Origin of the sequence: Pseudomonas mucoides, from assembly GCF_015461845.1 — a bacterium.
In the GTDB taxonomy this organism is placed as follows: domain Bacteria; phylum Pseudomonadota; class Gammaproteobacteria; order Pseudomonadales; family Pseudomonadaceae; genus Aquipseudomonas; species Aquipseudomonas mucoides.
The window spans coordinates 151062-176074 of record NZ_JACOPW010000008.1; the positions used below are offsets into that span (position 1 = coordinate 151062).

The 25013-nt window shown below is 58.6% G+C and carries 25 protein-coding genes, 1 tRNA gene and 1 pseudogene; 17 read left to right on the forward strand and 10 right to left on the reverse strand.

Translation table 11 applies throughout. The annotated features are described in order from the left end of the window. Nucleotides 1-294: 294 nt before the first annotated feature. The 4 genes from gpmI (at nucleotide 295) to H8F22_RS26820 (ending at nucleotide 5434) form a co-directional block, all read left to right on the forward strand. Nucleotides 295-1824 carry a 2,3-bisphosphoglycerate-independent phosphoglycerate mutase gene (gene gpmI / locus H8F22_RS26805; RefSeq protein WP_194940890.1) on the forward strand — a complete coding sequence of 510 codons (1530 nt, stop codon included), beginning with the start codon at nucleotides 295-297 and terminating at the stop codon, nucleotides 1822-1824. Between the two features lie 184 nt (nucleotides 1825-2008). Then, nucleotides 2009-3307 (forward strand): murein hydrolase activator EnvC family protein, encoded by a 1299-nt coding sequence (locus tag H8F22_RS26810; RefSeq protein WP_027922169.1) that lies wholly within the window; start codon nucleotides 2009-2011, stop codon nucleotides 3305-3307. Between the two features lie 32 nt (nucleotides 3308-3339). Then, nucleotides 3340-4656 (forward strand): S41 family peptidase, encoded by a 1317-nt coding sequence (locus tag H8F22_RS26815; RefSeq protein ID WP_027922170.1) that lies wholly within the window; start codon nucleotides 3340-3342, stop codon nucleotides 4654-4656. Between the two features lies 1 nt (nucleotide 4657). Further along, complete coding sequence (locus H8F22_RS26820) at nucleotides 4658-5434, forward strand: divergent polysaccharide deacetylase family protein (protein ID WP_194940891.1); 777 nt, start codon at nucleotides 4658-4660, stop codon at nucleotides 5432-5434. A 39-nt stretch (nucleotides 5435-5473) separates the two neighbouring features. Here H8F22_RS26820 and H8F22_RS26825 read toward each other — a convergent pair whose 3' ends face one another. Continuing rightward, nucleotides 5474-6229 (reverse strand): substrate-binding periplasmic protein, encoded by a 756-nt coding sequence (locus H8F22_RS26825; RefSeq protein ID WP_027922172.1) that lies wholly within the window; start codon nucleotides 6227-6229, stop codon nucleotides 5474-5476. A gap of 215 nt (nucleotides 6230-6444) precedes the next feature. On the opposite strand from H8F22_RS26825, the gene H8F22_RS26830 reads away from it, so the two are divergent. Further along, the gene (locus H8F22_RS26830; RefSeq protein ID WP_194940892.1) at nucleotides 6445-7974 is read left to right on the forward strand and encodes a trypsin-like serine peptidase; all 1530 of its coding nucleotides are present in this window, start codon (nucleotides 6445-6447) and stop codon (nucleotides 7972-7974) included. Between the two features lie 36 nt (nucleotides 7975-8010). Here the strand turns inward: H8F22_RS26830 and hisF are convergent, their stop codons facing one another. The 6 genes from hisF to H8F22_RS26860 all read right to left on the reverse strand — a co-directional run bounded on the left by hisF (nucleotide 8011) and on the right by H8F22_RS26860 (nucleotide 13000). Then, nucleotides 8011-8781, reverse strand: a complete 771-nt coding sequence (gene hisF / locus H8F22_RS26835) for an imidazole glycerol phosphate synthase subunit HisF (protein ID WP_007972752.1) — start codon at nucleotides 8779-8781, stop codon at nucleotides 8011-8013. Nucleotides 8782-8790: 9 nt separating this feature from the next. After that, complete coding sequence (hisA, locus tag H8F22_RS26840) at nucleotides 8791-9528, reverse strand: 1-(5-phosphoribosyl)-5-[(5-phosphoribosylamino)methylideneamino]imidazole-4-carboxamide isomerase (RefSeq protein ID WP_010464588.1); 738 nt, start codon at nucleotides 9526-9528, stop codon at nucleotides 8791-8793. Between the two features lie 42 nt (nucleotides 9529-9570). Continuing rightward, nucleotides 9571-9831 (reverse strand): DUF2164 domain-containing protein, encoded by a 261-nt coding sequence (locus H8F22_RS26845; protein ID WP_027922174.1) that lies wholly within the window; start codon nucleotides 9829-9831, stop codon nucleotides 9571-9573. After that, nucleotides 9832-10470 (reverse strand): imidazole glycerol phosphate synthase subunit HisH, encoded by a 639-nt coding sequence (gene hisH / locus H8F22_RS26850; RefSeq protein WP_059181795.1) that lies wholly within the window; start codon nucleotides 10468-10470, stop codon nucleotides 9832-9834. Continuing rightward, entirely contained in the window at nucleotides 10470-11063 is a 594-nt protein-coding gene (gene hisB, locus H8F22_RS26855) for an imidazoleglycerol-phosphate dehydratase HisB (protein WP_003218037.1), read from the reverse strand. Before hisB ends, hisH begins: the two co-directional genes overlap by 1 nt. Before the next feature lie 272 nt (nucleotides 11064-11335). Beyond that, on the reverse strand, nucleotides 11336-13000 hold the full coding sequence (locus tag H8F22_RS26860) for an OFA family MFS transporter (protein WP_027922176.1): 1665 nt from the start codon (nucleotides 12998-13000) through the stop codon (nucleotides 11336-11338). Nucleotides 13001-13222: 222 nt separating this feature from the next. Between H8F22_RS26860 and H8F22_RS26865 the strand changes: the two genes are divergently transcribed. The 6 genes from H8F22_RS26865 to H8F22_RS26890 all read left to right on the forward strand — a co-directional run bounded on the left by H8F22_RS26865 (nucleotide 13223) and on the right by H8F22_RS26890 (nucleotide 18244). Next, nucleotides 13223-13627 carry an acetyl-CoA sensor PanZ family protein gene (locus H8F22_RS26865; RefSeq protein ID WP_027922177.1) on the forward strand — a complete coding sequence of 135 codons (405 nt, stop codon included), beginning with the start codon at nucleotides 13223-13225 and terminating at the stop codon, nucleotides 13625-13627. A gap of 79 nt (nucleotides 13628-13706) precedes the next feature. Next, a complete protein-coding gene (locus H8F22_RS26870) occupies nucleotides 13707-15932 on the forward strand; it encodes an AsmA family protein (protein ID WP_027922178.1) in 2226 nt (741 codons plus the stop codon). Beyond that, nucleotides 15929-16996 (forward strand): A/G-specific adenine glycosylase, encoded by a 1068-nt coding sequence (gene mutY, locus H8F22_RS26875; protein ID WP_027922179.1) that lies wholly within the window; start codon nucleotides 15929-15931, stop codon nucleotides 16994-16996. Before H8F22_RS26870 ends, mutY begins: the two co-directional genes overlap by 4 nt. Continuing rightward, entirely contained in the window at nucleotides 16993-17265 is a 273-nt protein-coding gene (locus H8F22_RS26880; protein ID WP_010464608.1) for an oxidative damage protection protein, read from the forward strand. The genes mutY and H8F22_RS26880 overlap by 4 nt, the downstream gene beginning before the upstream one ends. A gap of 103 nt (nucleotides 17266-17368) precedes the next feature. Beyond that, a tRNA-Phe gene (locus H8F22_RS26885) sits at nucleotides 17369-17444 on the forward strand. A 338-nt stretch (nucleotides 17445-17782) separates the two neighbouring features. Next, nucleotides 17783-18244: a DUF4234 domain-containing protein gene (locus H8F22_RS26890; protein ID WP_027922180.1), complete on the forward strand. Its 462-nt coding sequence runs from the start codon at nucleotides 17783-17785 to the stop codon at nucleotides 18242-18244. 56 nt (nucleotides 18245-18300) lie between these two features. Here the strand turns inward: H8F22_RS26890 and H8F22_RS26895 are convergent, their stop codons facing one another. Next, nucleotides 18301-18747 (reverse strand): hypothetical protein, encoded by a 447-nt coding sequence (locus H8F22_RS26895; protein WP_027922181.1) that lies wholly within the window; start codon nucleotides 18745-18747, stop codon nucleotides 18301-18303. Nucleotides 18748-19011: 264 nt separating this feature from the next. Here H8F22_RS26895 and H8F22_RS26900 point away from each other — a divergent pair. The 6 genes and pseudogenes from H8F22_RS26900 to vapC all read left to right on the forward strand — a co-directional run. Further along, nucleotides 19012-19496 (forward strand): annotated as a pseudogene (locus H8F22_RS26900) (DUF1016 N-terminal domain-containing protein); the annotation flags it as partial. 210 nt (nucleotides 19497-19706) lie between these two features. Then, nucleotides 19707-20681, forward strand: coding sequence for an alpha/beta hydrolase family protein (locus H8F22_RS26905; RefSeq protein WP_027922182.1), 975 nt, complete (start codon nucleotides 19707-19709; stop codon nucleotides 20679-20681). 30 nt (nucleotides 20682-20711) lie between these two features. Further along, entirely contained in the window at nucleotides 20712-21128 is a 417-nt protein-coding gene (locus H8F22_RS26910) for a hypothetical protein (protein ID WP_027922183.1), read from the forward strand. A gap of 6 nt (nucleotides 21129-21134) precedes the next feature. After that, complete coding sequence (locus H8F22_RS26915; protein WP_027922184.1) at nucleotides 21135-21587, forward strand: hypothetical protein; 453 nt, start codon at nucleotides 21135-21137, stop codon at nucleotides 21585-21587. A gap of 183 nt (nucleotides 21588-21770) precedes the next feature. Beyond that, the gene (gene vapB / locus H8F22_RS26920) at nucleotides 21771-22001 is read left to right on the forward strand and encodes a type II toxin-antitoxin system VapB family antitoxin (RefSeq protein ID WP_194940893.1); all 231 of its coding nucleotides are present in this window, start codon (nucleotides 21771-21773) and stop codon (nucleotides 21999-22001) included. Further along, entirely contained in the window at nucleotides 22001-22408 is a 408-nt protein-coding gene (vapC, locus tag H8F22_RS26925) for a type II toxin-antitoxin system tRNA(fMet)-specific endonuclease VapC (protein ID WP_194940894.1), read from the forward strand. The genes vapB and vapC overlap by 1 nt, the downstream gene beginning before the upstream one ends. A gap of 83 nt (nucleotides 22409-22491) precedes the next feature. Here the strand turns inward: vapC and H8F22_RS26930 are convergent, their stop codons facing one another. Then, nucleotides 22492-22818, reverse strand: a complete 327-nt coding sequence (locus tag H8F22_RS26930) for a hypothetical protein (RefSeq protein ID WP_027922187.1) — start codon at nucleotides 22816-22818, stop codon at nucleotides 22492-22494. A gap of 379 nt (nucleotides 22819-23197) precedes the next feature. Further along, a complete protein-coding gene (gabP, locus tag H8F22_RS26935; protein ID WP_194940895.1) occupies nucleotides 23198-24589 on the reverse strand; it encodes a GABA permease in 1392 nt (463 codons plus the stop codon). Nucleotides 24590-25013 lie beyond the last annotated feature (424 nt).

Genomic DNA, 25013 nt, shown 5'->3' on the forward strand with positions numbered 1-25013 from the left:
CGCGCCGCGCCCCGTAAATCGCAAGACTAGGCATGAGGAGTGAGGTTTGGCGTTTCAAATGAACGACGAATAACGACGGATTGCGCTTTACGGGGCGTGACCCTCCGGGTTTGCCCTGTGAGCGCGCCATGCTGCGTTGCGGGACTCGGCAACGAAACAACCCTTACCCACGTCCCGCGCCTTGCCTGGCACGCTCACAGGGCAAACGCGACTCGCAATTGAGGGTCAACACGTCCTAAACTTGCCACTCCCTTTTTAATCGCCCTCTTTTAACCTCAGCCACGAGTGGAATCCATGACTACCACGCCTAAACCTTTGGTCCTGATTATTCTCGATGGCTTCGGTCACAGTGAGAGCCCTGAATCCAACGCCATCTTTGCCGCGAAGAAGCCCGTACTGGACCGTTTGTGGGCTACCGTACCGAATGGCCTGATCTCCGGCAGCGGCATGGATGTCGGCCTGCCGGACGGCCAGATGGGCAACTCTGAAGTCGGCCACATGAACCTCGGCGCCGGCCGTGTGGTGTATCAGGACTTCACCCGCGTGACCAAATCGATCCGCGATGGCGAGTTTTTCGAGAACCCGACCATTTGCGCCGCCGTGGATAAAGCCGTTGCCGCCGGCAAAGCCGTGCATTTCATGGGCCTGCTGTCCGATGGCGGCGTTCACAGCCACCAGGACCACCTGATCGCCATGGCGGAACTGGCGTTCAAGCGCGGCGCTGAAAAAATCTACCTGCACGCCTTCCTTGATGGCCGCGACACGCCGCCAAAAAGCGCTCAGTCGTCCATCGAACTGCTCGACGCGACCTTCCAGGCGCTGGGCAAAGGCCGGATCGCCAGCATCATCGGCCGTTACTTCGCCATGGACCGCGACAACCGTTGGGACCGCGTGTCCCAGGCCTATAACCTGATTGTCGACGGCAAAGGCGAGTTCAACGCCGCCACCGCCCAGGAAGGTCTGGAAGCCGCCTACGCCCGTGGCGAGAGCGACGAGTTTGTCAAAGCCACCTCCATCGGCGAGCCGGTCAAGGTCGAAGACGGCGATGCCGTGGTGTTCATGAACTTCCGCGCCGACCGCGCCCGAGAGCTGACTCGCGTGTTCGTCGAAGACGATTTCAAGGAATTCGAACGCAGCCGTCAGCCGAAACTGGCCGGTTTCGTCATGCTGACCCAATACGCCGCGAGCATTCCCGCGCCATCGGCCTTCGCCGCCGGCAGCCTGGAAAACGTGCTCGGCGATTACCTGGCGAAAAACGGCAAGACGCAACTGCGCATCGCCGAAACCGAAAAATACGCCCACGTGACCTTCTTCTTCTCCGGCGGTCGTGAAGAACCGTTCCCGGGCGAAGAACGCATCCTGATCCCGTCGCCGAAAGTCGCTACCTATGATTTGCAGCCCGAGATGAGCGCGCCGGAAGTGACCGATCGCATCGTTGATGCCATTGAACACCAGCGTTACGACGTGATCGTGGTCAACTACGCCAACGGCGACATGGTCGGCCACAGCGGCGTGTTTGATGCCGCGGTGAAAGCGGTTGAATGCCTGGACCGGTGCGTCGGGCGTATCGTCGAAGCCCTGGAAAAGGTCGGTGGCGAAGCGCTGATCACTGCCGACCATGGCAACGTCGAGCAGATGGCTGATGAAGCCACCGGTCAGGCGCACACCGCGCACACTACCGAGCCGGTGCCGTTCATCTATGTCGGCAAGCGTGACCTCAAGGTCCGTGAAGGCGGCGTACTGGCGGATGTGGCGCCGACCATGCTGATGCTGATGGGCCTGGAAAAACCGGCGGAAATGACCGGGACATCGATTCTGGTGTAACCCGCTCGCTCGAACACAACCGAAACCCTGTGGGAGCGAGCAAGTCGAATCGTCGCATCGCCGCTCCCACATTGGTTTTGGGGTGTTTTTTTGTCCAGTTATCACACAGTCCCAATTGGGCATTTTTTTTGCCACGCTTGGCGGGCATACTAGGCCGTCCCTTTCCCTGGTGTCGCCCGCCTCTATGCTCCGCGTCCTGATAGCCCTTGCACTGACTTGCCTGCTCCAACCGGCTTTTGCTGACGAGCGCGAGCAAACCCAACAACAGTTGGACGCCACGCGTCAGGACATTGCCGAGCTGAAAAAACTGCTGGGCAAGCTCCAGGAAGAAAAATCCGGTGTGCAGAAAGAACTCAAAGGCACCGAGACCGAAATGGGCAAGCTCGAGAAGCAGGTCGATGCCCTGCAAAAAGAACTGAAGAAAAGCGAATCCGAGCTGCAGCGACTCGATGCAGAGAAAAAAAAACTCCAGAGCGCGCGCACTGAACAGCAACGACTGATCGCCATTCAGGCCCGGGCGGCCTATCAGAACGGCCGTGAGGAATACCTGAAGCTGCTGCTCAATCAGCAGAACCCGGAAAAATTCGCCCGCACCCTCACCTATTACGACTACCTGAGCCAGGCCCGCCTGGAGCAGCTAAAGAATTTCAACGAAACCCTGCGCCAACTGACCAATGTCGAAAAAGACATCGACGCCCAACAGGCGCAGTTGCTGGTGCAGAAGAGCAGCCTCGACACCCAGCGCGATGAGCTCGATAAAGTCCGCAAGGAACGCCAGCAAGTCCTGGCCAAGCTCAACGACGACGTAAAGGCGCGCGACCAGAAACTGGCATCCCGCGAGCAGGATCAGGCAGACCTGTCTAAAGTCCTTAAAACCATTGAAGAAACCTTGGCTCGCCAGGCCCGTGAGGCAGAAGAAGCGCGGAAAAAAGCGCTGATCGCCCAGCAGGAAGCCGAAAAAAAGCGTTTACGTGAGGCCCAGGCGGCTGCAGACGCAGAGAACACCGACGCCCCACGCAAACCGGTTAAATCGACACCCGGCGCCCTGGTTTCAAGTTCCGGCGAGACCTTTGGCGGCCCTTTCGCGTCAACCCGGGGAAAACTTCCCTGGCCGGTTGATGGTCGACTGTTGGCACGCTTCGGCGAATCCCGTGGCGACGATGCCCGCACCAAGTGGGACGGCGTGATGATCAGCGCCTCCGCCGGCAGCCAGGTGCATGCCGTGCATGGTGGTCGCGTGGTGTTTGCAGACTGGTTGCGTGGCGCCGGGCTGCTGGTGATTCTCGACCACGGCAACGGTTTTTTGAGTCTTTATGGTCACAACCAGACGCTGCTCAAGTCTGCGGGTGACGTGGTAAAAGCCGGTGAGTCCATCTCCACTGTCGGTAACAGCGGCGGGCAGGACACACCAGCGCTGTATTTCGCAATTCGTCAGCAGGGTCACCCGAGTGATCCGGCGCAATGGTGTCGCGCGCAAGGATAAGCACGCTACCTAATTTCAGGAGTTCGTTAGACATGCTGCATTTGTCCCGCCTTACCTCGCTGGCCCTGACGATCGCCCTGGTGATCGGCGCGCCTCTGGCGTTCGCCGCTCAACCGGCCCCGGCAGTCGCGCCTGCGGGCACTGCCGCGACGACCAAGGCGCCGTTGCCGCTGGAAGAATTGCGCACCTTTGCCGAGGTCATGGACCGGATCAAAGCCGCTTATGTCGAGCCGGTGGACGACAAGACCCTGCTGGAAAACGCCATCAAAGGCATGCTCAGCAACCTCGATCCGCACTCCGCCTACCTGGGCCCGGAAGATTTCGCCGAACTGCAGGAAAGCACCAGCGGTGAATTCGGCGGCCTGGGCATCGAAGTCGGCGCCGAAGACGGTTTCATCAAGGTGGTTTCGCCGATCGATGACACCCCCGCCTCCAAGGCAGGTATTCAAGCCGGCGACTTCATCGTCAAGATCAACGGCCAGCCGACTCGCGGCCAGAGCATGACCGAAGCCGTGGACAAGATGCGCGGCAAGATCGGCCAGAAAATCACCCTGACCCTGGTGCGCGATGGCGGCACGCCGTTCGACGTCACCCTGGCCCGCGCCATCATTCAAGTGAAGAGCGTGAAGTCGCAATTGCTGGAATCCGGGTACGGCTACATCCGCATCACGCAATTCCAGGTCAAGACCGGCGAAGAGGTCTCCCAGGCCCTCGCCAAGCTGCGCAAGGAAAATGGCAAGAAGCTCAACGGCATCATCCTCGACCTGCGTAACAACCCTGGCGGCGTGCTGCAGGCCGCGGTGGAAGTGGTCGACCACTTCATCAAGAAGGGCCTGATCGTCTACACCAAGGGCCGTATCGCCAACTCCGAGCTGCGCTTCTCCGCGACCGGCAAGGACGAAAGCGAAGCCGTGCCAATGGTCGTGCTGATCAACGGCGGCAGTGCCTCGGCGTCCGAGATTGTCGCCGGTGCCTTGCAGGATCAGAAACGCGCTGTGCTGATGGGCACCACCAGTTTCGGCAAGGGCTCGGTGCAAACCGTACTGCCACTGAACAACGATCGCGCGCTGAAGATCACGACGGCGTTGTATTTCACGCCGAACGGCCGCTCGATTCAGGCCCAGGGCATTGTTCCGGACATCGAAGTGCGCAAGGCAAAGATCACCAACGAGCAGGACGGCGAGTACTTCAAGGAAGCCGACCTGCAAGGCCACTTGGGCAATGGCAACGGCGGCGCCGACAAGCCGACCAGTTCCAGCAAAGCCAAGGCCATGCCGCAGGATGATGATTACCAGTTGGCCCAGGCCTTGAGCCTGCTCAAAGGGTTGAGCATCACGTCCGGCCGCTGAGATGTTCCAACGGTTTATCCTGGGTTTATTGCTCTGCCTGACGGGTGTTGCTCACGCAGCCCCCGTCGAGACGGCCCCTCAAAAAGCGTATCTCAGCCTGATCATCGATGACCTGGGGCAGAACCTGCCCCGGGATCGCCGCGTGCTGGCCCTGCCCGGCCCGGTGACCACGGCGATCATGCCTGACACGCCCCACGCCACCGAGTTCGCCCGCGAAGCCCATCGCGCCGGCAAGATCGTCATCCTGCACATGCCGATGGACCCGGCCACGGGGCCGTTCGCCTGGCATCCCGATCTGCCCATCGAAGAACTTGAGAGGCGCCTCGACGCGGCATTCAAGGTCGTGCCCTACACCGCGGGCATCAACAATCACATGGGCAGCCGCATGACCGCACAGCAACCGGCCATGGTCTGGTTGATGGCGGACTTGCAGCAACGGCACAAGTTCTTCGTCGACAGCCGTACCAGCGCGCAAACCGTTGCTGCCGCCGAGGCGCAGAAGATCGGGTTGGCGAGTGTTTCGCGGGATGTGTTTCTGGATGATGAGCGCACCGAGGCGGCAATCTTCACGCAGCTACAGACAGCGATCAGCCTGGCGCGCAAGCAGGGTTCGGCGGTGATGATCGGGCATCCGTATCCGCAGACACTGGCGGTACTGGAACGCGAGCTGCCGAAGCTGAAGGCGCAGGGGATTGAGTGGATTGATATCAAGCAGATGATCAGCGTGCGGGGTAACCGCGCGACGGCCGCCCATGGCAAGGATGGCGTTTACCGGTAATCCGTCACACCGCCGCTCCCACATTTTGATCACTGGGTCTTAGAGATACCGCGCCATGATCTCGTCCACCTTGCCTTCCTTGCGCAGCTGATCCAGCGCGGCCTGAAGCTTGGCGACCATTTCGTCCGGCACGTCTTTGTTCAATGCCAGATACAGTTCGGCGCTGTTGAAACGCAGTATCGTTTTCAGACCATTCACGCCTTCCTGCCGCGCCAGATAACGCCCGGCCGGGTCGCCCGTGGCCCACAGATCAATCTGGCCATTGACCAGCTTCTTCGCGTTGTCCTGGTCGCGCAGCACAACGATCGGATTCAACCCCTGCTTGCCCAGCGTCTCGGCAATCGCATCACCCTTGTACGCGCCAATCTTGTATTTGCGCGCGTCATCCAGCGTTTCAAGGCTGATCTTGCTGTCAGCCTTGGCCAGCATGATCCAGTCATCCGGACCAATCGGGCCAACCCATTTGAAGAGCTTCTCGCGGTCGGGCAAACGCGCCATCACGAACACGCCATAACCGGGTTTTTCCAGCGCGAGTTTGTAGATGCGCTCCCAGGGGAAACGCAGGGTCAGGCTGTAGGTGATGTCGGCACGTTTGAACATCTCGCGGACGATGTCCACGGCGATGCCATTAATGTTCTCGTCCTGAGCGAAGTTTTTGCCGTTCTTCGCCATGTTGTACGGCGGGAAGTTTTCCGTCAGCAACACCAGGTCGGTGTCGGGACTTTCTTCGGCGCGCACCCCATTGATGAGCAATAGAGAAGCGCTGGCGAGGATAAGAAGAAGGCGTTTAAGCATGTCTGGCTACCGAAATCCATGGCGTACCCAAGAGTGCCTTGAGCTCGCCACACTGTCTACTGGCCTTTTAATAACAGCCTTATCGACATCGCAAACAAAATGAGTGTCACAGTCACTGTGGTAGATAGTTACCGCCCTTCACCCAGCCTCACCTGATTAATTGCTAATACCCGGCGACAGGCCGGTTTTACATAATTAATCAGAGGCACCATTCAATGAATTCGATCCCCGTACTTTTTATCAGCGCATTGTGTTCGCTATGTCTACCGTGCTTCGCTGATACCAGAGATTATGGAGAAAACCTGCAAAATCTCGCTGCTTCCAGGGTTCTTAAAAACATCGATGGTTCGCAGGACCACTGGCAAGGTATCGGACGCCTGGAAATCAATGGTGCCAGATGCACCGCAACGCTTCTGGACACGCGCGATGAACTGGCATCCCCACCGACTCCCGCTTACGTGCTCACCGCTGGGCACTGCATCGAATTGACCAACGGAAACATCGTAACGGACAAGCCGGTAAGCGGAACCATGCAGTTCAATTTCTTCGCCGACATTCCCGGATTCAAATCTTATCCGTTGAAAGCGGTGGTATGGCGGAGCATGCAAGGCGTTGATCTGGCTATCGTTGAACTGGAAGTCAGCCTTCAAAAGCTCATCGATGAGGGCATACAACCGTTGAAACTGGCCCGGGATACACCGGCGAACGACACCGATGTGTTGATCGTGGGCGCCCCTACAGGCTTTGAGGACGTCACATTGCGCATGGCCGCCTGCACCTTACAACCCGCTCTGGAGATTGTTGAAGGTGCATGGGTATGGCGAAACACGTTTATGACTCGCTGTCAGGATATCCGGGGAGGCAGCTCTGGAAGCCCCTTACTGGATCGATACACCAATGAGATCGTAGGCGTCATAGGAACGGGGAACTTTGATGACAGCATCATTCCATGCCGCGATCATGCCCCCTGCACACCTGTTGGAAATGTCTATCTGGCTGTGCCGGGGAATGTGTACGGCAACCCGACGGCATTTCTCAACGGGTGCTTCTTGCAGGGCCGCATTGCTAAAAACCCACCGTCGTCTTGCCAGCTCTACCCGGCGTTCACCGTCGACACGGACGCGAATAAGCTGGAAAGATACAAAAGGGTCAAACAGCAGGATAACGGTTCGATTGCCATCCCTACGTGGAACTATCGATTTTCAATAAGTACTGCTTTTTACCGTCATAAAGGCGTCCGCACGGCAATGGACTGTGAGAGCCCCCATCACTACAGCGATGCCGTAAGCTCAATTGATACCTTCATCAATTCCGAGATAGGCACGGAGCCCGGATTCTATTTTCTTTGCATTCTCGGTGTTGATTCCTTGGCGCAAGAACCTGAATCAGGGCTTCTGAAAAATGCGCTGTCCCTGCCGGTCGAGGTTCTGGAGAACAAGCCAACCTCGCCACCCGATTTATCGATCAAGGGCGACGTCAATGTGACACTGGCGAAAACAGCAGAGCCCTATAGGACCTATTCCATCAAATTTGGTCCAGCAGCAACAACAGACTGTCATCAACCTGAGAAATACGTCGACGACATGGACATGGACTTCTGGATTGATAGCGAGGAGCTTCCAGGGAAGCTCTGCTCCATTGCTTATGACAAATCGGGACAGGCTTCCGAACCGAGGACCGACTTACTGAGCCCCGTGACAGGGATTCATAAGGCTGCGTCATCCAACGCCCAGATTAATCCATAACATAGGCCCGGAACATCTTCTCCGGGCCACGGGCCTTCACCGCATCACGATGCCGCGATGGGCCATGTAGGCCTTGGCTTCCTGCACGGTGTATTCGCCGAAGTGGAAAATACTCGCGGCCAGAACTGCACTGGCGTGACCTTCGATAATGCCGTCGGCCAAATGCTGCAGGTTGCCGACGCCGCCGGAGGCGATCACCGGAATACCCAACGCATCGCTGATAGCGCGAGTCACGCCAAGGTCGAAGCCGTTTTTCATGCCGTCCTGATCCATGCTGGTCAGCAGGATTTCACCGGCACCCAGGCCTTCCATCTTCTTCGCCCACTCGACGGCATCGAGGCCGGTAGGCTTGCGGCCACCGTGGGTGAAGATTTCCCAGCGCGGGGTTTCGCCCGGGCCGGAGACCTTCTTCGCATCGATGGCAACCACGATGCACTGCGAACCGAAATGTTGCGCCGCCTCGCCCACAAATTCCGGATTGAACACTGCAGCGGTGTTGATCGAGACCTTGTCCGCACCGGCATTCAGCAGGTTGCGGATGTCTTGCACGGTACGCACGCCACCGCCCACGGTCAGCGGGATGAATACCTGGCTGGCCATGCGCTCCACGGTATGCAGCGTGGTATCGCGACCGTCGACGCTGGCGGTGATGTCGAGGAAGGTAATCTCGTCAGCACCCTGCTCGTCATAACGACGAGCGATTTCCACCGGGTCACCGGCGTCGCGAATATTCTCGAACTTCACACCTTTGACGACCCGGCCGTTGTCCACGTCCAGGCAAGGGATGATGCGTTTGGCCAGCGCCATGGTCAGTCCTCAGCCTTTGTACGAATCGCAGAAAGCTTGCGCTTCAGCGACGTCGAGGGTGCCTTCGTAGATCGCCCGGCCGGTGATCGCGCCGATGATGCCGGGCGCCTTGGCGTCGAGCAGCGACTTGATATCGCCGAGGTTGTGAATACCACCGGACGCGATCACCGGAATGCGCGTGGCAGCGGCCAGCGCGGCGGTGAACGGTACGTTGCAGCCCTGCATCATGCCGTCTTTGGCGATGTCGGTATAAACGATCGCGGACACGCCATCGGCTTCGAATTGCTTGGCCAGGTCGATCACTTGAATGGTGCTGATTTCCGCCCAACCGTCAGTGGCGACGAAACCGTCTTTGGCGTCCAGACCGACGATCACTTTGCCTGGGAACGCACGGCAGGCTTCAGCCACGAAAGCCGGATCTTTCACAGCTTTGGTGCCGATGATCACGTAGCTCACGCCCGCTTTCACGTAGTGCTCGATGGTTTCCAGGGAACGGATACCGCCACCGATCTGGATCGGCAGGTTCGGGTAGCGCTTGGCAATCGCGGTGACCACTTCGCCGTTGACCGGCTGGCCTTCGAAGGCGCCGTTTAGGTCGACCAGATGCAGACGACGGCAACCGCCCTCCACCCACTTGGCAGCCATGCTCACCGGGTCATCGGAGAACACCGTGGAATCTTCCATGCGGCCCTGGCGCAGACGAACACAGGCACCGTCTTTGAGATCGATAGCGGGAATAATCAGCATCTGGCAAACCTTCAAATTCGAGTGTTCAGCTTCGCTCGGAAATCAGTTTTTCTCGAGCGCCCACAAGTCGCTTTCGATGCTTTCGAACCTCTCTTTGAGGTGCGTCTGCACATCGAAAATCGCCCTGTTGTAATAATGCGGAGCAATTTCACGGGTAAACAGTTCAAGGATTTCGGCCGCTTCGAACGAACCCAGGTCCAGTTCGAAGCGATCCTCCATGAAGCGTTTGATCTTCTGGTTGGCCTCGTTCTCCTGTTCAGGAGTGAGGGTCAGGATCGGTGGCTTCGTTTTCTTGACGGCCATTTACCAGCGACCATCCCACGCGGCGAAGTTCTGCAGCAATTGCAGGCCATGGGTATGGCTCTTCTCCGGGTGGAACTGCACGGCGAAACGCGAACCATCGGCCAGCGCCGCGGCGAAATCGACACCGTAGTGACCGCCACCGACCACCTGCCGTGCATTGCCGGCGGCGATGTAGTAGCTGTGCACGAAGTAGAAACGCGCCAGGTCCGGAATGTCGTGCCACAGCGGGTGACTCACCTTCTGTTTCACTTCGTTCCAGCCCATGTGCGGGACTTTCAGGTGTTCGCCGTCTTCATGCAGGTCCTTGCCGAAGAACTTCACCGCGCCCGGGAACAGGCCGATGCAGTCGACGCCGTCGTTCTCTTCACTGCTGTCGAGCAAGGCTTGCATGCCCACGCAGATGCCGAGGAACGGGCGGTCCTGGCTGACTTCACGCACCAGCGAATCGAAGCCCAAGCGACGAATTTCCGCCATGCAATCGCGAATCGCGCCGACGCCGGGAAACACCACCCGGTCAGCTTCGCGAATCACGTCGGCATCGCTGGTGATCAAGACCTTGCCGGCACCGACGTGCTCGAGGGCCTTGGCCACCGAGTGCAGGTTGCCCATGCCGTAATCGATAACCGCGACCGTCTGCATTACAGAACGCCTTTGGTCGATGGCATCTGACCGGCCATGCGGTCATCGAGCTCGACGGCCATGCGCAGGGCGCGGCCGAAAGCCTTGAACACGGTTTCGATCTGGTGGTGGGTGTTGGTGCCACGCAGGTTGTCGATGTGCAGGCTGACGAGGGCGTGGTTGACGAAGCCCTGGAAGAATTCCTGGAACAGGTCAACGTCGAAACCACCGACGGTAGCGCGGGTATACGGCACGTGCATCTGCAGGCCGGGGCGGCCGGAGAAGTCGATCACCACGCGCGACAGCGCTTCATCCAGCGGCACATAGGCGTGGCCGTAGCGACGGATGCCTTTCTTGTCGCCGATGGCTTTGGCGAAGGCCTGACCCAGGGTGATACCGACGTCTTCCACCGTGTGGTGGTCGTCGATATGCAGGTCGCCCTTGCTGACAATATCCAGGTCGATCAGCCCGTGACGGGCGATCTGGTCCAGCATGTGCTCAAGAAAAGGAACACCGATATCAAATCGGGCCTTTCCGGTGCCATCCAGGTTGATCGAGGCTTTGATCTGGGTTTCCAGAGTGTCGCGCTCGACTGACGCCTTACGTTCGGCCATCACCAGCTCCGCAAAATCATTGGGCGAAAAAGGCAGCCATTATAGGGGCGCGGGGCCGAAACAGAAACACGAGACGTGATATGGCTGACGGATAGAATCCCGTGCTGTCGGGGATAGACATGTCCATACAAGCCATTTTTGCCCCCCCAAAACAACTGTAGGAGTGAGACCGGCTTGCCGGCGATAGGGCCCTCACATTCAACATTTCTGTCGACTGTCAGACCGCTATCGCCGGCAAGCCGGCCTCACTCCTACAGGGGTACTGCGTTTACTTAGTGGAAGAGGACTGCAGTTTTCTGCAAGGTCACCCAAACACCCCACGCCAACGGAATACCCACCACCAGCCATGCAGCAATCGCCAAAGGCTTGGAGCCCGGCGCAGCTTTCCACTCCAGCACGGTGCTGCTGTCAGCGCCCTTGTCGTGGCCCAGCGCCTGTTCGGCAGCCAGTTCAGCGTCGGTCATGAAGTACTTGTCGGCCACTGGACGCACCAGCAGGTTGCACAGGAAACCCAGCACCAGCAGGCCCGCGAGGATGTACAAGGTGATGTCGTAAGCGGCGGCACGTTCAACGCCGATGCTCAGCTGATACTCACGCAGGTAGTTCACCAACACCGGACCCAACACGCCCGCCGCGGCCCATGCCGTCAGCAGACGACCGTGGATTGCACCGACCATTTGCGTACCGAACAGATCCGCCAGATACGCCGGGACCGTCGCAAAACCACCGCCGTACATCGACAGGATGATGCAGAACGCGGCCACGAACAGAGCAACGTTGCCCAGATGACCGAGGTTCGGGATCAACGCGTACAGCGCGAAACCGAGGGCGAAGAACACGAAATAGGTGTTTTTGCGACCCAGGTAGTCCGAGAACGAGGCCCAGAAGAACCGGCCACCGATATTGAACAGGCTCAGCAAACCGGTGAAACCGGCAGCAATCGCCGCAATCGAAGCCAATTGCCCGGCGTCCAGTTGACCGAATGGCAGGTCCACACCGATCAATTTACCGCCGAACACTTCCTGCAACAGCGGCGACGCCATGCCAAGAATGCCGATGCCGGCGGATACGTTCAGGCACAGCACCAGCCACACCAGACGGAACTGCGGAGTTTTCCACGCCACATTCACGTGAACGTGACGGTGAGTGATCATCGCATTCGAGGCTTTTTTCGCCGGAGCGGTCCAGCCCTCAGGCTTCCAGCCGGTTGGCGGAACGCGGTAGGACAGTGCGCCACCGATCATGAACACGAAGTAGATCGCGGCCATCACCAGGAAGCTTTGCCACACGCCCACGCTTTCTGCCGAAGCGAAATGGCCCATCAGGGCTGCGGCCAGCGGAGCACCGACCATCGCGCCACCACCGAACCCCATGATCGCCATGCCGGTCGCCATGCCACGCTTGTCCGGGAACCACTTGATCAACGTCGACACTGGTGAGATATAGCCCAACCCCAGGCCGATACCGCCAATGACCCCGGAGCCGACCCACATCAGCCAGATCTGGTGGGTATAGATCCCCAGCGCAGAAATCAGCAGACCACCGCACCAGCACAGCGCCGATACAACGCCCGCCTTGCGCGGCCCGGCGTGTTCCAGCCAGCCGCCCCAGATCGCTGCCGAGCAGCCGAGGAAGATGAAGAACAGGGTGTAGATCCAGCCGAGCATCGAGATCGGCCAGTCGCATTGCGACGAGAATACTTGCGAGATAAAGCTCATGTCCGGCGCACAAGCCACCGGTTTGGTCACACCCAAGGCTTTGGACAGTGGCAACCAGAACACCGAAAAGCCGTAGGCCATGCCGATGCAAAGGTGGATGGCCAACGCGGCCGGTGGTACCAGCCAGCGGTTGAAACCGGGCTTGGCGATGATGCGTTCCTTGGACAGGAACGCAGGCTGGCCGGCGTAGAGGCCGTCCGCCGCGAGGCTTGTAGTCATTGTGTATCCCCCAATTATTAGTAGGGTTCGCCAGCCACTCCTCACCCCCGGCCTTTATGCGCACGCATGACCGTTTTGTTGAGTGAAGTGCCTTTTTGTGCGACATCGGGTCGCAGCGGGACGGACGAACGGGCAAAGGTTACCATTTGCACGTGACAGAAAAACCAAACTGATATCACCTTTTGTAAGTCATCTGTTCTCGTACCTCTTTAAGGAGACGCCATGCCGATCATTGTCGAACCGCTGAACGAGGTCACTTATCAGGATCAGCAGGATCTGCAGAAGATTTACCGCGACGCTCCGGACTGGCTGTACGCCCCGTTTTCCGGGGATGTACAGCTGATCGAAAGCTGTTTGCGGGACGGTTCGCTGATCGCCGGACGCTTCAATGATCGACTGCTGGGCGCAGCGCGTTTGCAACGGCACCAGGACGTTTGGCACTTGTCCCAACTTTGCGTACGAAAAATTACCCGACGCCGTGGTGTCGCCGAGCGGCTGGTGAGCGAAGCGCAGAAATTGGCCTCTGATTCGGGCGCCACCCTGCGCCTGCTGGCTCCCGCCGGGCATCTCGAAGCCCAGGCGCTGGCGGCCAAGCTGAAACTGCCGCTGGATGTGTTACCAGCGTGATCGCCTGACCGGTCGTCCGCATTGGAGCGCTATACTCCCCGGCTAAATTTCGAATTTGACTAACTACAAGGACTCGCCCATGAAAGCGTTCGGCAAAATCCTGGGTCTGGTACTTCTCGGGCTGTTGCTGATCATTGTGGCGCTGGGCTTTGCCCTGACCCACCTCTTCGATCCCAACGACTATAAAGACGAGATTCGCCAGATTGCCCGCGACAAGGCCCACATCGAGCTGACGCTCAATGGCGACATCGGCTGGAGCCTGTTCCCGTGGCTGGGCCTGGAGTTGCACGACGCCAGTGTTGCGACCCTGGTCAAACCGACAGAGCCGTTTGCCGACTTGCAGATGCTCGGCCTGTCGGTGCGCGTGTTGCCGCTGCTGCGCCGCGAAGTGCAAATGAGCGATGTCCGCGTCGAAGGCCTGAACCTGCGCCTGACCCGCGACAAGGACGGCCATGGCAACTGGCAGGACGTCGGCAAGGTTCCGGCGCCAGCCACTGCGGCCACGACACCGGCCACACCTGGCGAACCGGCACCGGAAACCACCGTTCAAGTGGAAAAACCGGCCCAGCCCGTTCGTCTGGACATCGACAGCCTGACCGTCAACAACGCCCGCGTTGAGTACAACGACGAGCAGACGGGCAAGCAGTTCAGCGCCGAGAGCATTCAGCTCAGCACCGGTCCGGTCCACGACTCGACCAATATTCCCGTCAAACTCACCGCGTTCCTGGGCACCAACCAACCGGTTCTGCGAGTGCGCACCGAGCTCAATGGCGAGCTGCGTTTCGAACGCGCCTTGCAGCGCTACAAGTTTGAAGACATGAAACTGTCCGGCGAAGTCGCAGGGGATCCGCTGCAGGGCAAGACCATGACCTTCGCGGCGCAAGGGCAATTGCTGCTGGATAAGGCGGCAAACGTCGCCGAATGGACCGGCATCAAGATTTCCGCCAACCAACTGCGCGCACTGGGTGAGCTCAAGGTCAACGACCTCGACAAGACCCCACAGATCAGTGGCGGCATTTCGATTGCCCAGTTCGACCTGGCGAAATTTGTCGACAGCATCGGCCAGAAACTGCCAGCGATGGCCGAAGGCAGCCTGAGCAAAGTCGAACTGGTCAGCCGTGTGGCCGGCACGCCGACCAGCGTGTCGTTCGACAACATCAACCTGAAAATCGATGACAGCACCTTCAGCGGCCGAATCGCTGTCGAAGACTTCGCCAAGCAATCGCTGCGCGCGGCCCTCAAGGCGGACACGTTCAACGTCGACCGCTATCTGCCACCCAAATCCGCCGAAGCCAACAGCGCGACACAAGTGCGTCAGGCCGAAGTCGCCAGCACCGAGGCTGACGCCATGGCCGGCGCGGGCAGCACACCGCTGCCGGAGTCGCCGACCAAGACAGCCTGGAGCACCGAACGCCTGCTGCCGGTCGAGCGCTTGAGCAAGCTCGACGTGGACGCCGACCTGACCTTTGGCCAGTTGACCCTCGACAAGCTGCCGATCAACAACGCGGCGCTCAAGGCCTCCGGCCAGGGCGGCCTGCTGACCCTGGAGAACCTGCGCGGCGATCTGTACGAAGGCAACTTCGAAGCCAAGGGCACCCTCGATGTGCGCCAGCAGGTTCCTGCGCTGAACATGCAGACGCGCATCAGCAAAGTGCCAGTGGAAAAAATCCTCGAAAGCCAGGGCAAGAATCCACCGGTCAAAGGCCTGGTGACGCTCAACAGCGCGCTGACCGGCAGCGGCAACAGCCAGAAAGCGCTGATCGACAGCCTCAACGGCACCGCCAGTTTCGTCATCAACAACGGCGTGCTGCTCAATGCCAACCTTGAGCAACAGCTGTGCAAAGGCATCGCCACCCTGAATCGCAAAACCCTCAGCGGCGAGCCTCGGGGCAAGGACACGCCGTTCCAGGAACTCAAGGGCAACCTGACCTTCCGTAACGGCGTGGCCAGCAACCCGGACCTGAAAGTACGCATCCCGGGCATGACCGTGAATGGCGACGGTGACGTCGACCTGCGCGTGCTGGGCATGGATTACCGCGTGGGCATCATCGTCGAAGGCGACACCAGCGCCATGCCGGACCCGGCTTGCCAGGTCGGCGACAAGTTTGTCGGTGTCGAGTGGCCACTGCGTTGCCGGGGTCCGCTGGAACTTGGTGCCAAGGCCTGCCGTCTGGATAACGAACGCATGGGTCAGGTCGCGAGCAAAATGGCCGGCGACAAGATCAGCGAAAAAATCGACGAGAAGCTGGGCGACAAGGTCAGTCCTGAACTGAAAAACGCATTGAAGGGGCTGTTCAAGCGATGAAAGCCGAGCAGTTTTCAACGGCGGTGCTGGATTGGTACGACCGCCACGGCCGCCACGATTTGCCCTGGCAACAGGGCATCACCCCGTATCGGGTGTGGGTCTCGGAAATCATGTTGCAGCAAACCCAGGTCAGCACCGTGTTGAATTACTTCGACCGCTTCATGGCTTCGTTGCCGACGGTCGAAGCCCTGGCCGCAGCGCCGGAAGACGAAGTGCTGCACCTATGGACCGGCCTGGGTTACTACACTCGCGCACGCAATCTGCAGAAGACCGCGAAGATTGTTGTCGCTGACTACGCTGGCGAGTTTCCCCGCGACGTTGAAAAACTGGTTGAATTGCCCGGCATCGGCCTGTCGACGGCGGGTGCCATCGCCAGCCTGAGCATGGGCCTGCGGGCGCCGATCCTCGATGGCAACGTCAAACGCGTCCTGGCGCGCTTTACTGCGCAAGAGGGTTACCCGGGGGAGCCGAAGGTCGCCAAACAGCTATGGGCGAACGCTGAGCGCTTTACGCCGCATGATCGGGTCAACGCCTACACCCAGGCGATGATGGACCTGGGCGCCACGCTGTGTACGCGCAGCAAACCGAGTTGCCTGCTCTGCCCGCTGGAAAAGGGCTGCGAAGCGCACATGCTCGGCCTGGAAACCCGCTACCCCATCCCCAAACCGCGTAAAACCGTGCCACAGAAGCGCACGCTGATGCCGATGCTCGCCAACGGCGAAGGCGCGGTTCTGCTTTACCGGCGGCCTTCCACGGGCCTGTGGGGCGGTCTCTGGAGTTTGCCGGAGCTCGATGACCTCGACGACCTGCACCATCTGGCCGCGCAACACTCGCTGGAACTGGGCATCCAACAGGCGCTACCGAGCCTGGTGCACACGTTCAGCCATTTTCAATTGTCCATCGAACCCTGGCTGGTCCATGTCCAGGAGGCCGGCCATCACGTGGCCGAGGCCGACTGGCTCTGGTATAACCTCGCCACCCCGCCGCGCCTGGGCCTTGCCGCCCCGGTCAAAACCTTGCTCGAACGCGCGGCCGCCGTATTGAACGCAGGAGAATTGTCATGACCCGCACCATCATGTGCCGCAAGTACAAAGAAGAATTGCCCGCCCTGGAACGCGCTCCCTTCCCGGGCGCAAAAGGCCAGGACATTTTTGACCATGTCTCGGCCAAGGCCTGGGCCGACTGGCAAAAGCACCAGACCCTGCTGATCAACGAAAAACGCCTGAACATGATGAACGCCGAAGACCGCAAATATCTTCAGGGCGAGATGGACAAGTACTTCTCCGGCGAGGAATACGCCAAGGCTGACGGCTACGTGCCGCCGGCTGAATAATCCCGATTTCTCGGGGGGCGGATCGTAAGCGACGGTAATAATTAAATTTTTTTTGAAAAGTTTGTTGACGACCCCCTGAAAAACCAGTTTAATGCGCCCCGTTGCCCAGATAGCTCAGTCGGTAGAGCAGGGGATTGAAAATCCCCGTGTCGGCGGTTCGATTCCGTCTCTGGGCACCAAATACCGAAAACCCTGAATCGCAAGATTCAGGGTTTTTTTATGCCTGCGATTTGATAACCGCCTGAAACCTGCAGCGCTCCCCCCTGAAAAACAAATCCCTCCTTATTGCTCTAGCCCAATGATGGCTCCGTGCTATTATTTTTCCGTTACATGGAAGACGACCTACATTGGTGCCGATGCCCCCCCCGCATCCGAATCAGTCGATACAGGATCGAGACAGCGCATGGAGTGCGTGCTTTTTACCCCCTCCCCGCAAAACACTGACCTCCCCTGTTGGACCTGTGTAGCCAGTCTTGCAAGCACGCTCTCCTCTCGAAATCCTGAACATGGAACAGTTATGTCTGACATCAATGAACTCAAAGACAAGATCAACACTAAAACCTTGAATATGGTTTTGCTGTCGGCCGCAACCGTTGGGCTGTACCTGTTGCTGTGGCTGGTCAGAACCAATCAGAAAATCAGCGAAACCACCAAAATCAAACTGGTCGATAACACCTACATCATCTGGCTGGCCGTCTGCCTTGGCTGGAGCGGTGCTTTGTCCAATTCGGGTGAAGTACTGTTCGATGCGCTGTCCGGCATTCTGATCATTGCAACCAACGCGCTGTACATCGTCTGGGCGTTCAAAGCCAAGAATGCACTGTCGGAATACGCCCTCAGCGAACACAAAATCGATCTGCGGATGAACGCGTTCTATACGTTCTTCCTGAATGTTTTCTACATCAACTACTGCATCAACGACCTGCCTGAAGAGCAACGCAAGCAACTGATCCTGCGTGGCTCGACGACACAAGCCTGATTCAGGGTAATGGGCGGGCAGCCCCCAGTGGCTGCCCGTCTAATCTGCAGCCTCCCTCATTCGCTACTGTTCCAGTGGAACACCAGATTCCTCGCGCCAGCACTGCCGATATCCGTCGTGTCACGTTTCGCTTCACCGTTGCGCGTTGCCACGACCGTGTACTTGCCGGCAGGTAATTGGACATAAACCAGAGGACCCGCCTGACTCAGCGTCAGCACCGGCCCTTTAGCGTTCTGAACCAGCAACTGCACGTCCGGAATGTATTCGTCTTGCGGACCGACCGAGAAGGTCATGTGCAGGTTGTAGCCCGTCGTTTGCTGGATGGCTTTCGCCTCATCCTCGCCGATACCGCCGGAGAGGTAAGAAATCCCGTTTTGTTCCTGCCGTTGAACTTGCACGCCAGTAGCATCAACAGGGTCAAGGCTGGCGGCATTCAACATCGCCGGAAACGCCAGGACACCGACAGCAACAAAGGACAACATGAAGGCATGGACGTATTTCATGATGACGACTCCCGGGCTCCTCAGAACCCTCTCATTCCCTTGAGTTTTGATTTCCTGGACGCGGTTCCGGTTTTAGATTGATTCGATCTTGGGTTCACTGCGAAACGGACTACACCCTGTATTCCACAAACACGTCCCGTCATCGGCTTGGTCCTGCAAAACGTATCCGGTATTTCCTTCCGGATTGGCAGCGGCGTACTGCATCGCTACCCCATGCACGCTTGGCATCCTCTTTCGCCTGCTTCTCCAGCCGCGGAAGACTTCATGACCCTCGTCAAACCCGATAACACTCAAGATTCACCACTCACCTCATTGGTGGACAACCTTGGCGAACTGATCCGCCAGGCACGCCTTAAAGCGTTGCGAGCGGTCGATACGGCGCAATGGCAGATCGGGCGGCATATCGTTGAGTTCGAGCAGGAGGGGCTCGTAGGGCGGGGTATGGGAAGCAGTTGTTGGCGTCGTTGGCCAAAGCCCTAACCGCCAAGTTTGGGAAAGGTTTTGACGCATCCAACCTCCGCTACATGCGCCAGTTCTATCAAGCCTTCCCGATTTGTGACGCACTGCGTCACGAATTGAGCTGGACCCATTACCGAAGGCTTCTGCGCGTCGACAACGACCATGCCCGTCAGTGGTACATGAACGAATCAGCCCACCAGAACTGGTCAAGCCGCGCCCTTGAGCGTCAGATCAACACGCTGTATTACGAACGTCTGCTGGCGAGTCGTGATCGGTCCACTGTCAGGGAGCGCTTTTCGGTACTGGAGGGCCATGAGCAACTGTTCGCCAGCAAGTACAAACGAGTGCTGCCGAGTGAAGAGGAACTTCGAGTGGAGCTGGATCGGGAACGGGTCCTGCTTGAGGATCGGCTGGTCAAGAAACGCCGATAAAAATGGGTGGATTGTCCGAAACCGTCATGAAGTCTATCGTTGGCAGCTACGCGCAAAGGTACGTCATCGATGAATTTCAAGGACACGCCTGCACTGGCGCCTGCTCAGATCGAGCGGCCATTGCCTGCCACCCCACCCGGCGCCCCCTTCAAGGAGACCGCCGCAGACGGCTTCATCCTCGGTGGCTTCACCTGGCGGCACACCGCGCAAGACCCGGCCCGCCCCGTCGTGATCATCAACGCCGCCACCTCGGTGCGCTGCCGCCATTACTCGCGTTTTGCCGATTACCTGTTCGCCAACGGGTTCGATGTCATTACCTACGATTACCGGGGCATCGGCGAATCTCGTCCCGCCTCGCTGAAAAACCTCGACGCCTCATGGACCGACTGGGGTGCGCTGGACTTTGAGGCGATGCTCAAGCGCGCTGAGCGTGAATTCCCCGGCCAGCCCATCGATGTCATCGGCCACAGCTTTGGCGGCTGTGCAGCGGGCCTGGGAGCGTCTGGGCATGTCATTCGACGGATGGTGACGGTCGGCGCGCAATTCGCTTACTGGCGCGACTATGCGCCCGCCCATCGCTGGCGGATGTTCGGCAAATGGCACGTGGTGATGCCGTTGATGACGATGTTTCACGGCTACTTCCCCGGCAAACGCCTCGGCTGGCTGGAAGACACGCCCGCCGGCGTGGTTCGTGACTGGAGCACACCGACCGACCGCTTTGAAACACGCCCCAGCGGTCGGCGCCTGCATCTCGGAAGCGGTCGATTACCCTTCGAACGCGTCGGCGCAAATATCCTCGCGATCAGCGTCAGCGACGATCCTTATGGTACGATTTCGGCCATCGAACGCCTGCTCGGCTACTTCACTCAAAGCACCCGCACCCATCTGCGAATCACCCCGCAAGACATCGGCGAAGAAGAAGTCGGACATTTCGCCTTTTTTCGCAGCGCATACCAAGCCACACTATGGCCCATTGCATTGTACTGGCTGCAAAACGCCGAACTGGCCCCCGACACACCCGGGCGGCGAGTCCCGCGCAGCTGAGCCCTCTCAAAAAATTACGGAACGACGTCCATGGCCTCCGCCAACAAGCAAAACAAACGCGCCTCCCGCGCCAAAGCCAAGGCCAAGCAAAACCGCACCCAGCGTGCCGCCGCGCCGGTCGAGCTGGACCCGAACGACGACCGCATCGACTTCGAATCGGTGGACCTGACCGAGCTGTTCAAGAAAATGATCGACGCCGAAAAGACCAGCCAGCAAGCAATGTGCCTGGCGTTCCTGGAAGACCCGCTGCTGGAATTGGTCTATGAACAGGAAGGCGAAGAAGGTGCGATGGACTTCATTCTCGCCGCGCTGATCGAGTACCGCCAATGGTCGACCGAAGTCGACGAGGCCGGTGCCCTGGCGTGGATCGAATCACCAGCCTTCCAGGCTGACTATGTCGCGGCGTCCGATAGCATCGCCGCGCAAACCCAACAGAAAGCAAACTGAGCTCCCATGGCATCCCTGAACAAGCAACAAAAACGCGCCAAGCGCGCAAAGGCCAAAGCCAAGCAAATCAACATCCACGGCCGCAAACCTGCCGCGCTGGACGATGACCTGGACGAAATCGGCGAGCCGATCCCGGAATACACCCTGGCGATGTTCAGCAAGATGCACGACGCCGAAGCCACCAGCCGCAGCGACATGCTTCAGGTCCTGCTGTCGGACCTCGCCGGCATCATCAGCGACCATCCAGACTTGCTGGACATGGAAAACGCTGACAACGAAGCCATGGCCGCCACCCACCTGGCCGCCGACATGCTGCTCGACTACCGCATGTGGGCTGATGGCATGGACCGTGAAACCGCTCAGGCCTGGCTGACCGAGCCGCAGTTCATCACCGACTTCGGTCATGCGCTGGACAGCTATCGTCAGGCGCTGGATGCGCAGGAAGAAAAGAGCGAATAAACGCTTGGCAGAAACAAAAAACGGCCGCTCGTCATCACTGACAGCGGCCGTTTTTTATGGAAACCATTCCAAAAGGACCCGCCCGCTACCCCTCATCAGCGGATCGGTATATCCCATTGACATATCCCTTATTAAATCTATTCTTTGAACTCACAACACACCCAAAAAAGCCGGAGGCCAAAAATGGAACAGACCACCCTTTTCATGAGTAATCGAAGCCAGGCTGTCCGTCTTCCGAAAGCTGTAGCCATGCCAAGCGATGTAAAACGAGTCAACGTAGTTGCCATCGGCAGGGCCCGCATCATCACTCCAGCGGACGAAACTTGGGATAGCTGGTTCGATGGAGATAGCGTAAGCGCAGACTTTATGACTGACCGCGACCAACCCTTCGAACAGGAGCGTGAGTCGTTCTGATGATCAAGTTCATGCTCGATACCAACATCTGCATCTTCACCATCAAAAACAAACCGCAAATCGTAAGAGAAGCTTTCAACCTTCACGACGGGCAGTTGTGCATCAGTGCAGTCACGTTGATGGAGTTGATCTACGGTGCCGAAAAATCTGCGGCTCCCGAAAAGAATCTGGCGGTGGTCGAGAGCTTCGCTGCACGCCTTGAGGTCTTGCCTTTCGACAATGACGCGGCCGCGCACACAGGAATGATTCGGTCAGAGCTGGCAAGGGCGGGCACACCCATTGTCCCGTACGACTCTATGATTTCGGGACATGCCCGTTCACGCGGGCTCATTGTTGTAACAAACAACCTGCGCGAGTTCGAACGGGTCCCAGGACTGCGTGTAGAAGACTGGGTTCACCCCGCTTGAGCCGGACACAGTCACTCAAACAAAAAACGGCCGCTCGTCATCACTGACAGCGGCCGTTTTTTTTCACGCCTTCAAATCAACAATCAGGCAGCAACACCTTCCAGACGCGGGATATCAAAGCCAAGCTTGGCACTGGCATAGCCCAGTTCGCCTTTGGCGATGGACTGAGCCTTGTAACCGTCATTGATCAGGTCCTTCACGTACAGCTTGTTGTAGATGAACATGAACACGAGGTTGCTGAGGCTGAAGGTGAAGCAGGCCACGACGAACATGATCGCTGCCCACTTGAAGTCACCACGGAACAAGGCCGGGAAAAAGCCAAAGAAAAATACGGTCCACGAGAAGCCGATTGGCGCTTCTTTCATGGCACCGGTATTCGGGTTTTTAAACACAACCGATGTAAACGCCATGCCTGTCTCCTTGATGCCCCAATGGGTTGGCTGAATGGCCGGGCTAGCTCCATGCAGCGCTGATTCCGATCTACCGCTTGAACGGCAGGCACACGCAAATGCATCTGTGAACACACCGCAGATGAAGGAGCAGGCAAGAAAAGGTCGGGGGGCTTTTAGCCGGGAAGGCTGAGGGCGTCGAACAATCCGTGTCCTGAAACTCCATCGCATCCCGTAACAGCGGGATACACATTCGGTGCAAAGGCTACTATCTAGCCATCATCGTGTCTATCCGCTTGCTACCCAATAAAGCATCTGAATGAAAGGCAAAAAAACGACCGCGATCATCTCTGATGGCGGTCGTTTCGGTGCTTCAACAACAATTGGCGTGAGTCAGATCTCAGCGCGCCAAGGCTGCGCTCAGCTTCTCATTGTGACGACGGCGTGCAACCAGCACGCCTGCCGCGACGACCAATAGCGCCAACAGGCCGGTCGCGAGAATCTCCACGCGATGCGCTTCCTGGAACAACATGATGGTCAGGGCCGCCACGATGAAAATGATCACCGCGTAGGTCAGGCCCGGGAACAGCCACATGCTGAAGGCGATTTTTTCACCGCGAGCCATGCGCTGTTTGCGCATGCGCAGTTGCGAAATGGCGATCACCAGGTACACCAGCAACGCGATGGCGCCGGAGCTGGCCAGCAGGAATTCGAACACCGCGGCCGGGGCCACGTAGTTGGCGAATACCGCAAGGAACGCAGCGCCGGTGGACAGCATGACGGCCCAGTACGGGGTGCCGCTCTTGTTGGTGCGCTGGGAAACGGCCGGTGCATCACCGCGCTTGCCCAGGGAGAACATCATCCGCGAAGCGGTGTACAGCGCCGAGTTAAGGCAGCTGGTCACAGCAACCAGCACCACGATGTCGACGATCAGCTTGGCATTCGGGATGCCCATGCGCTCCAGCACAGTCTGGTACGAACCAATGCTGGCCAGGATCGGGTCGTTCCATGGCACCAGGGCCACCACGATGAAAATCGATACGAGGTAGAACAAGCCGATCCGCCAGATCACCGAATTGGTGGCCTTGGAGATTTGCTGGCCCGGGTTCTTCGATTCCGCGGCCGCGATGGTCACGATCTCGGTGCCCATGAAGGAGAACATGGTGGTCAGGATCGCGCCCAGTACCGCGCCCATGCCGTTTGGCAGGAAGCCCTGGGTATCGAACAGGTGCGAAACGCCGCTGACCTGGCTGCTCGGCAAGAAGCCGAAGATCGCCATTACGCCGAGGGCGATGAAACCAATGATCGCCACGACCTTGATCAGGGCGAACCAGAATTCGAACTCACCGTAGTTTTTTACGCTGAACAGGTTAGTCACCGTCAGCAGCAAGGTGATGATCAGCGTGAACGCCCAGATCGCCACGTTCGGGAACCAGGCGTGCAGGATGGTCGCGGCGGCGTTGGCTTCCAGCGGAATCACCAGGACCCAGAACCACCAGTACAACCAGCCGATGGTGAAACCGGCCCAGTGACCGATCGCGCGATCGGCATATGTCGAGAAGGAACCGGTGTCCGGCGAGGCAACAGCCATTTCGCCGAGCATGCGCATCACCAGCACGACCAGCATACCGGCGGCGGCGTAAGCCAACAGCACGGCCGGGCCAGCGGCGGCGATGGCGTGACCCGAGCCTACGAACAAGCCGGCGCCGATTACCCCGGCAATCGACAGCATGGTCACATGACGCGGTTTGAGCCCCTGTTCGAGGCCATTGGAGCTTGGGGTACTGCTCATTGAAACTACCTTTGTAAGGAAAAGCGAATGCGTGCATCCCGCCTCGATTTCTCTCTCGTAAAAAGAAACCAACGGGGCGTTCTGGATTCTGTACGCAATAATTGCGCCAAAATGTTTCAACACCGTCTATCACGGTGATCTCGTCCAGACCGGACAGTCATCGCAACCCATTGAAAATAATGGCACTTTGCCAAGGCGTTACCCTGCGACTCACTTTCAAGGACGAATCCGCGCACCGGAAACACCCCAGGAAAATGCTCGACGCACAATAAAAGTGCAGATCAGGAACGTTTGGCCGGTTAGCGCTTCCAACCCCCCGCCAAAGCTGGCAACATCGCGCCCTTTTTTACGCGACACCCGCCGGGCATCTGGTTCAAACGGCTGTTCGGTTGATAGCAGCGCGACAGTCTGCTGTAGCGATGCG

What these genes read in the sequence shown, in the direction of transcription:
- gpmI (WP_194940890.1), top strand. Translation starts at nt 295, where the DNA reads ATGACTACCACGCCTAAACCTTTGGTCCTGATTATTCTCGATGGCTTC.
- H8F22_RS26810 (WP_027922169.1), top strand. Translation starts at nt 2,009, where the DNA reads ATGCTCCGCGTCCTGATAGCCCTTGCACTGACTTGCCTGCTCCAACCG.
- H8F22_RS26815 (WP_027922170.1), top strand. Translation starts at nt 3,340, where the DNA reads ATGCTGCATTTGTCCCGCCTTACCTCGCTGGCCCTGACGATCGCCCTG.
- H8F22_RS26820 (WP_194940891.1), top strand. Translation starts at nt 4,658, where the DNA reads ATGTTCCAACGGTTTATCCTGGGTTTATTGCTCTGCCTGACGGGTGTT.
- H8F22_RS26825 (WP_027922172.1), bottom strand. Translation starts at nt 6,229, where the DNA reads ATGCTTAAACGCCTTCTTCTTATCCTCGCCAGCGCTTCTCTATTGCTC.
- H8F22_RS26830 (WP_194940892.1), top strand. Translation starts at nt 6,445, where the DNA reads ATGAATTCGATCCCCGTACTTTTTATCAGCGCATTGTGTTCGCTATGT.
- hisF (WP_007972752.1), bottom strand. Translation starts at nt 8,781, where the DNA reads ATGGCGCTGGCCAAACGCATCATCCCTTGCCTGGACGTGGACAACGGC.
- hisA (WP_010464588.1), bottom strand. Translation starts at nt 9,528, where the DNA reads ATGCTGATTATTCCCGCTATCGATCTCAAAGACGGTGCCTGTGTTCGT.
- H8F22_RS26845 (WP_027922174.1), bottom strand. Translation starts at nt 9,831, where the DNA reads ATGGCCGTCAAGAAAACGAAGCCACCGATCCTGACCCTCACTCCTGAA.
- hisH (WP_059181795.1), bottom strand. Translation starts at nt 10,470, where the DNA reads ATGCAGACGGTCGCGGTTATCGATTACGGCATGGGCAACCTGCACTCG.
- hisB (WP_003218037.1), bottom strand. Translation starts at nt 11,063, where the DNA reads ATGGCCGAACGTAAGGCGTCAGTCGAGCGCGACACTCTGGAAACCCAG.
- H8F22_RS26860 (WP_027922176.1), bottom strand. Translation starts at nt 13,000, where the DNA reads ATGACTACAAGCCTCGCGGCGGACGGCCTCTACGCCGGCCAGCCTGCG.
- H8F22_RS26865 (WP_027922177.1), top strand. Translation starts at nt 13,223, where the DNA reads ATGCCGATCATTGTCGAACCGCTGAACGAGGTCACTTATCAGGATCAG.
- H8F22_RS26870 (WP_027922178.1), top strand. Translation starts at nt 13,707, where the DNA reads ATGAAAGCGTTCGGCAAAATCCTGGGTCTGGTACTTCTCGGGCTGTTG.
- mutY (WP_027922179.1), top strand. Translation starts at nt 15,929, where the DNA reads ATGAAAGCCGAGCAGTTTTCAACGGCGGTGCTGGATTGGTACGACCGC.
- H8F22_RS26880 (WP_010464608.1), top strand. Translation starts at nt 16,993, where the DNA reads ATGACCCGCACCATCATGTGCCGCAAGTACAAAGAAGAATTGCCCGCC.
- H8F22_RS26890 (WP_027922180.1), top strand. Translation starts at nt 17,783, where the DNA reads ATGTCTGACATCAATGAACTCAAAGACAAGATCAACACTAAAACCTTG.
- H8F22_RS26895 (WP_027922181.1), bottom strand. Translation starts at nt 18,747, where the DNA reads ATGAAATACGTCCATGCCTTCATGTTGTCCTTTGTTGCTGTCGGTGTC.
- H8F22_RS26905 (WP_027922182.1), top strand. Translation starts at nt 19,707, where the DNA reads ATGAATTTCAAGGACACGCCTGCACTGGCGCCTGCTCAGATCGAGCGG.
- H8F22_RS26910 (WP_027922183.1), top strand. Translation starts at nt 20,712, where the DNA reads ATGGCCTCCGCCAACAAGCAAAACAAACGCGCCTCCCGCGCCAAAGCC.
- H8F22_RS26915 (WP_027922184.1), top strand. Translation starts at nt 21,135, where the DNA reads ATGGCATCCCTGAACAAGCAACAAAAACGCGCCAAGCGCGCAAAGGCC.
- vapB (WP_194940893.1), top strand. Translation starts at nt 21,771, where the DNA reads ATGGAACAGACCACCCTTTTCATGAGTAATCGAAGCCAGGCTGTCCGT.
- vapC (WP_194940894.1), top strand. Translation starts at nt 22,001, where the DNA reads ATGATCAAGTTCATGCTCGATACCAACATCTGCATCTTCACCATCAAA.
- H8F22_RS26930 (WP_027922187.1), bottom strand. Translation starts at nt 22,818, where the DNA reads ATGGCGTTTACATCGGTTGTGTTTAAAAACCCGAATACCGGTGCCATG.
- gabP (WP_194940895.1), bottom strand. Translation starts at nt 24,589, where the DNA reads ATGAGCAGTACCCCAAGCTCCAATGGCCTCGAACAGGGGCTCAAACCG.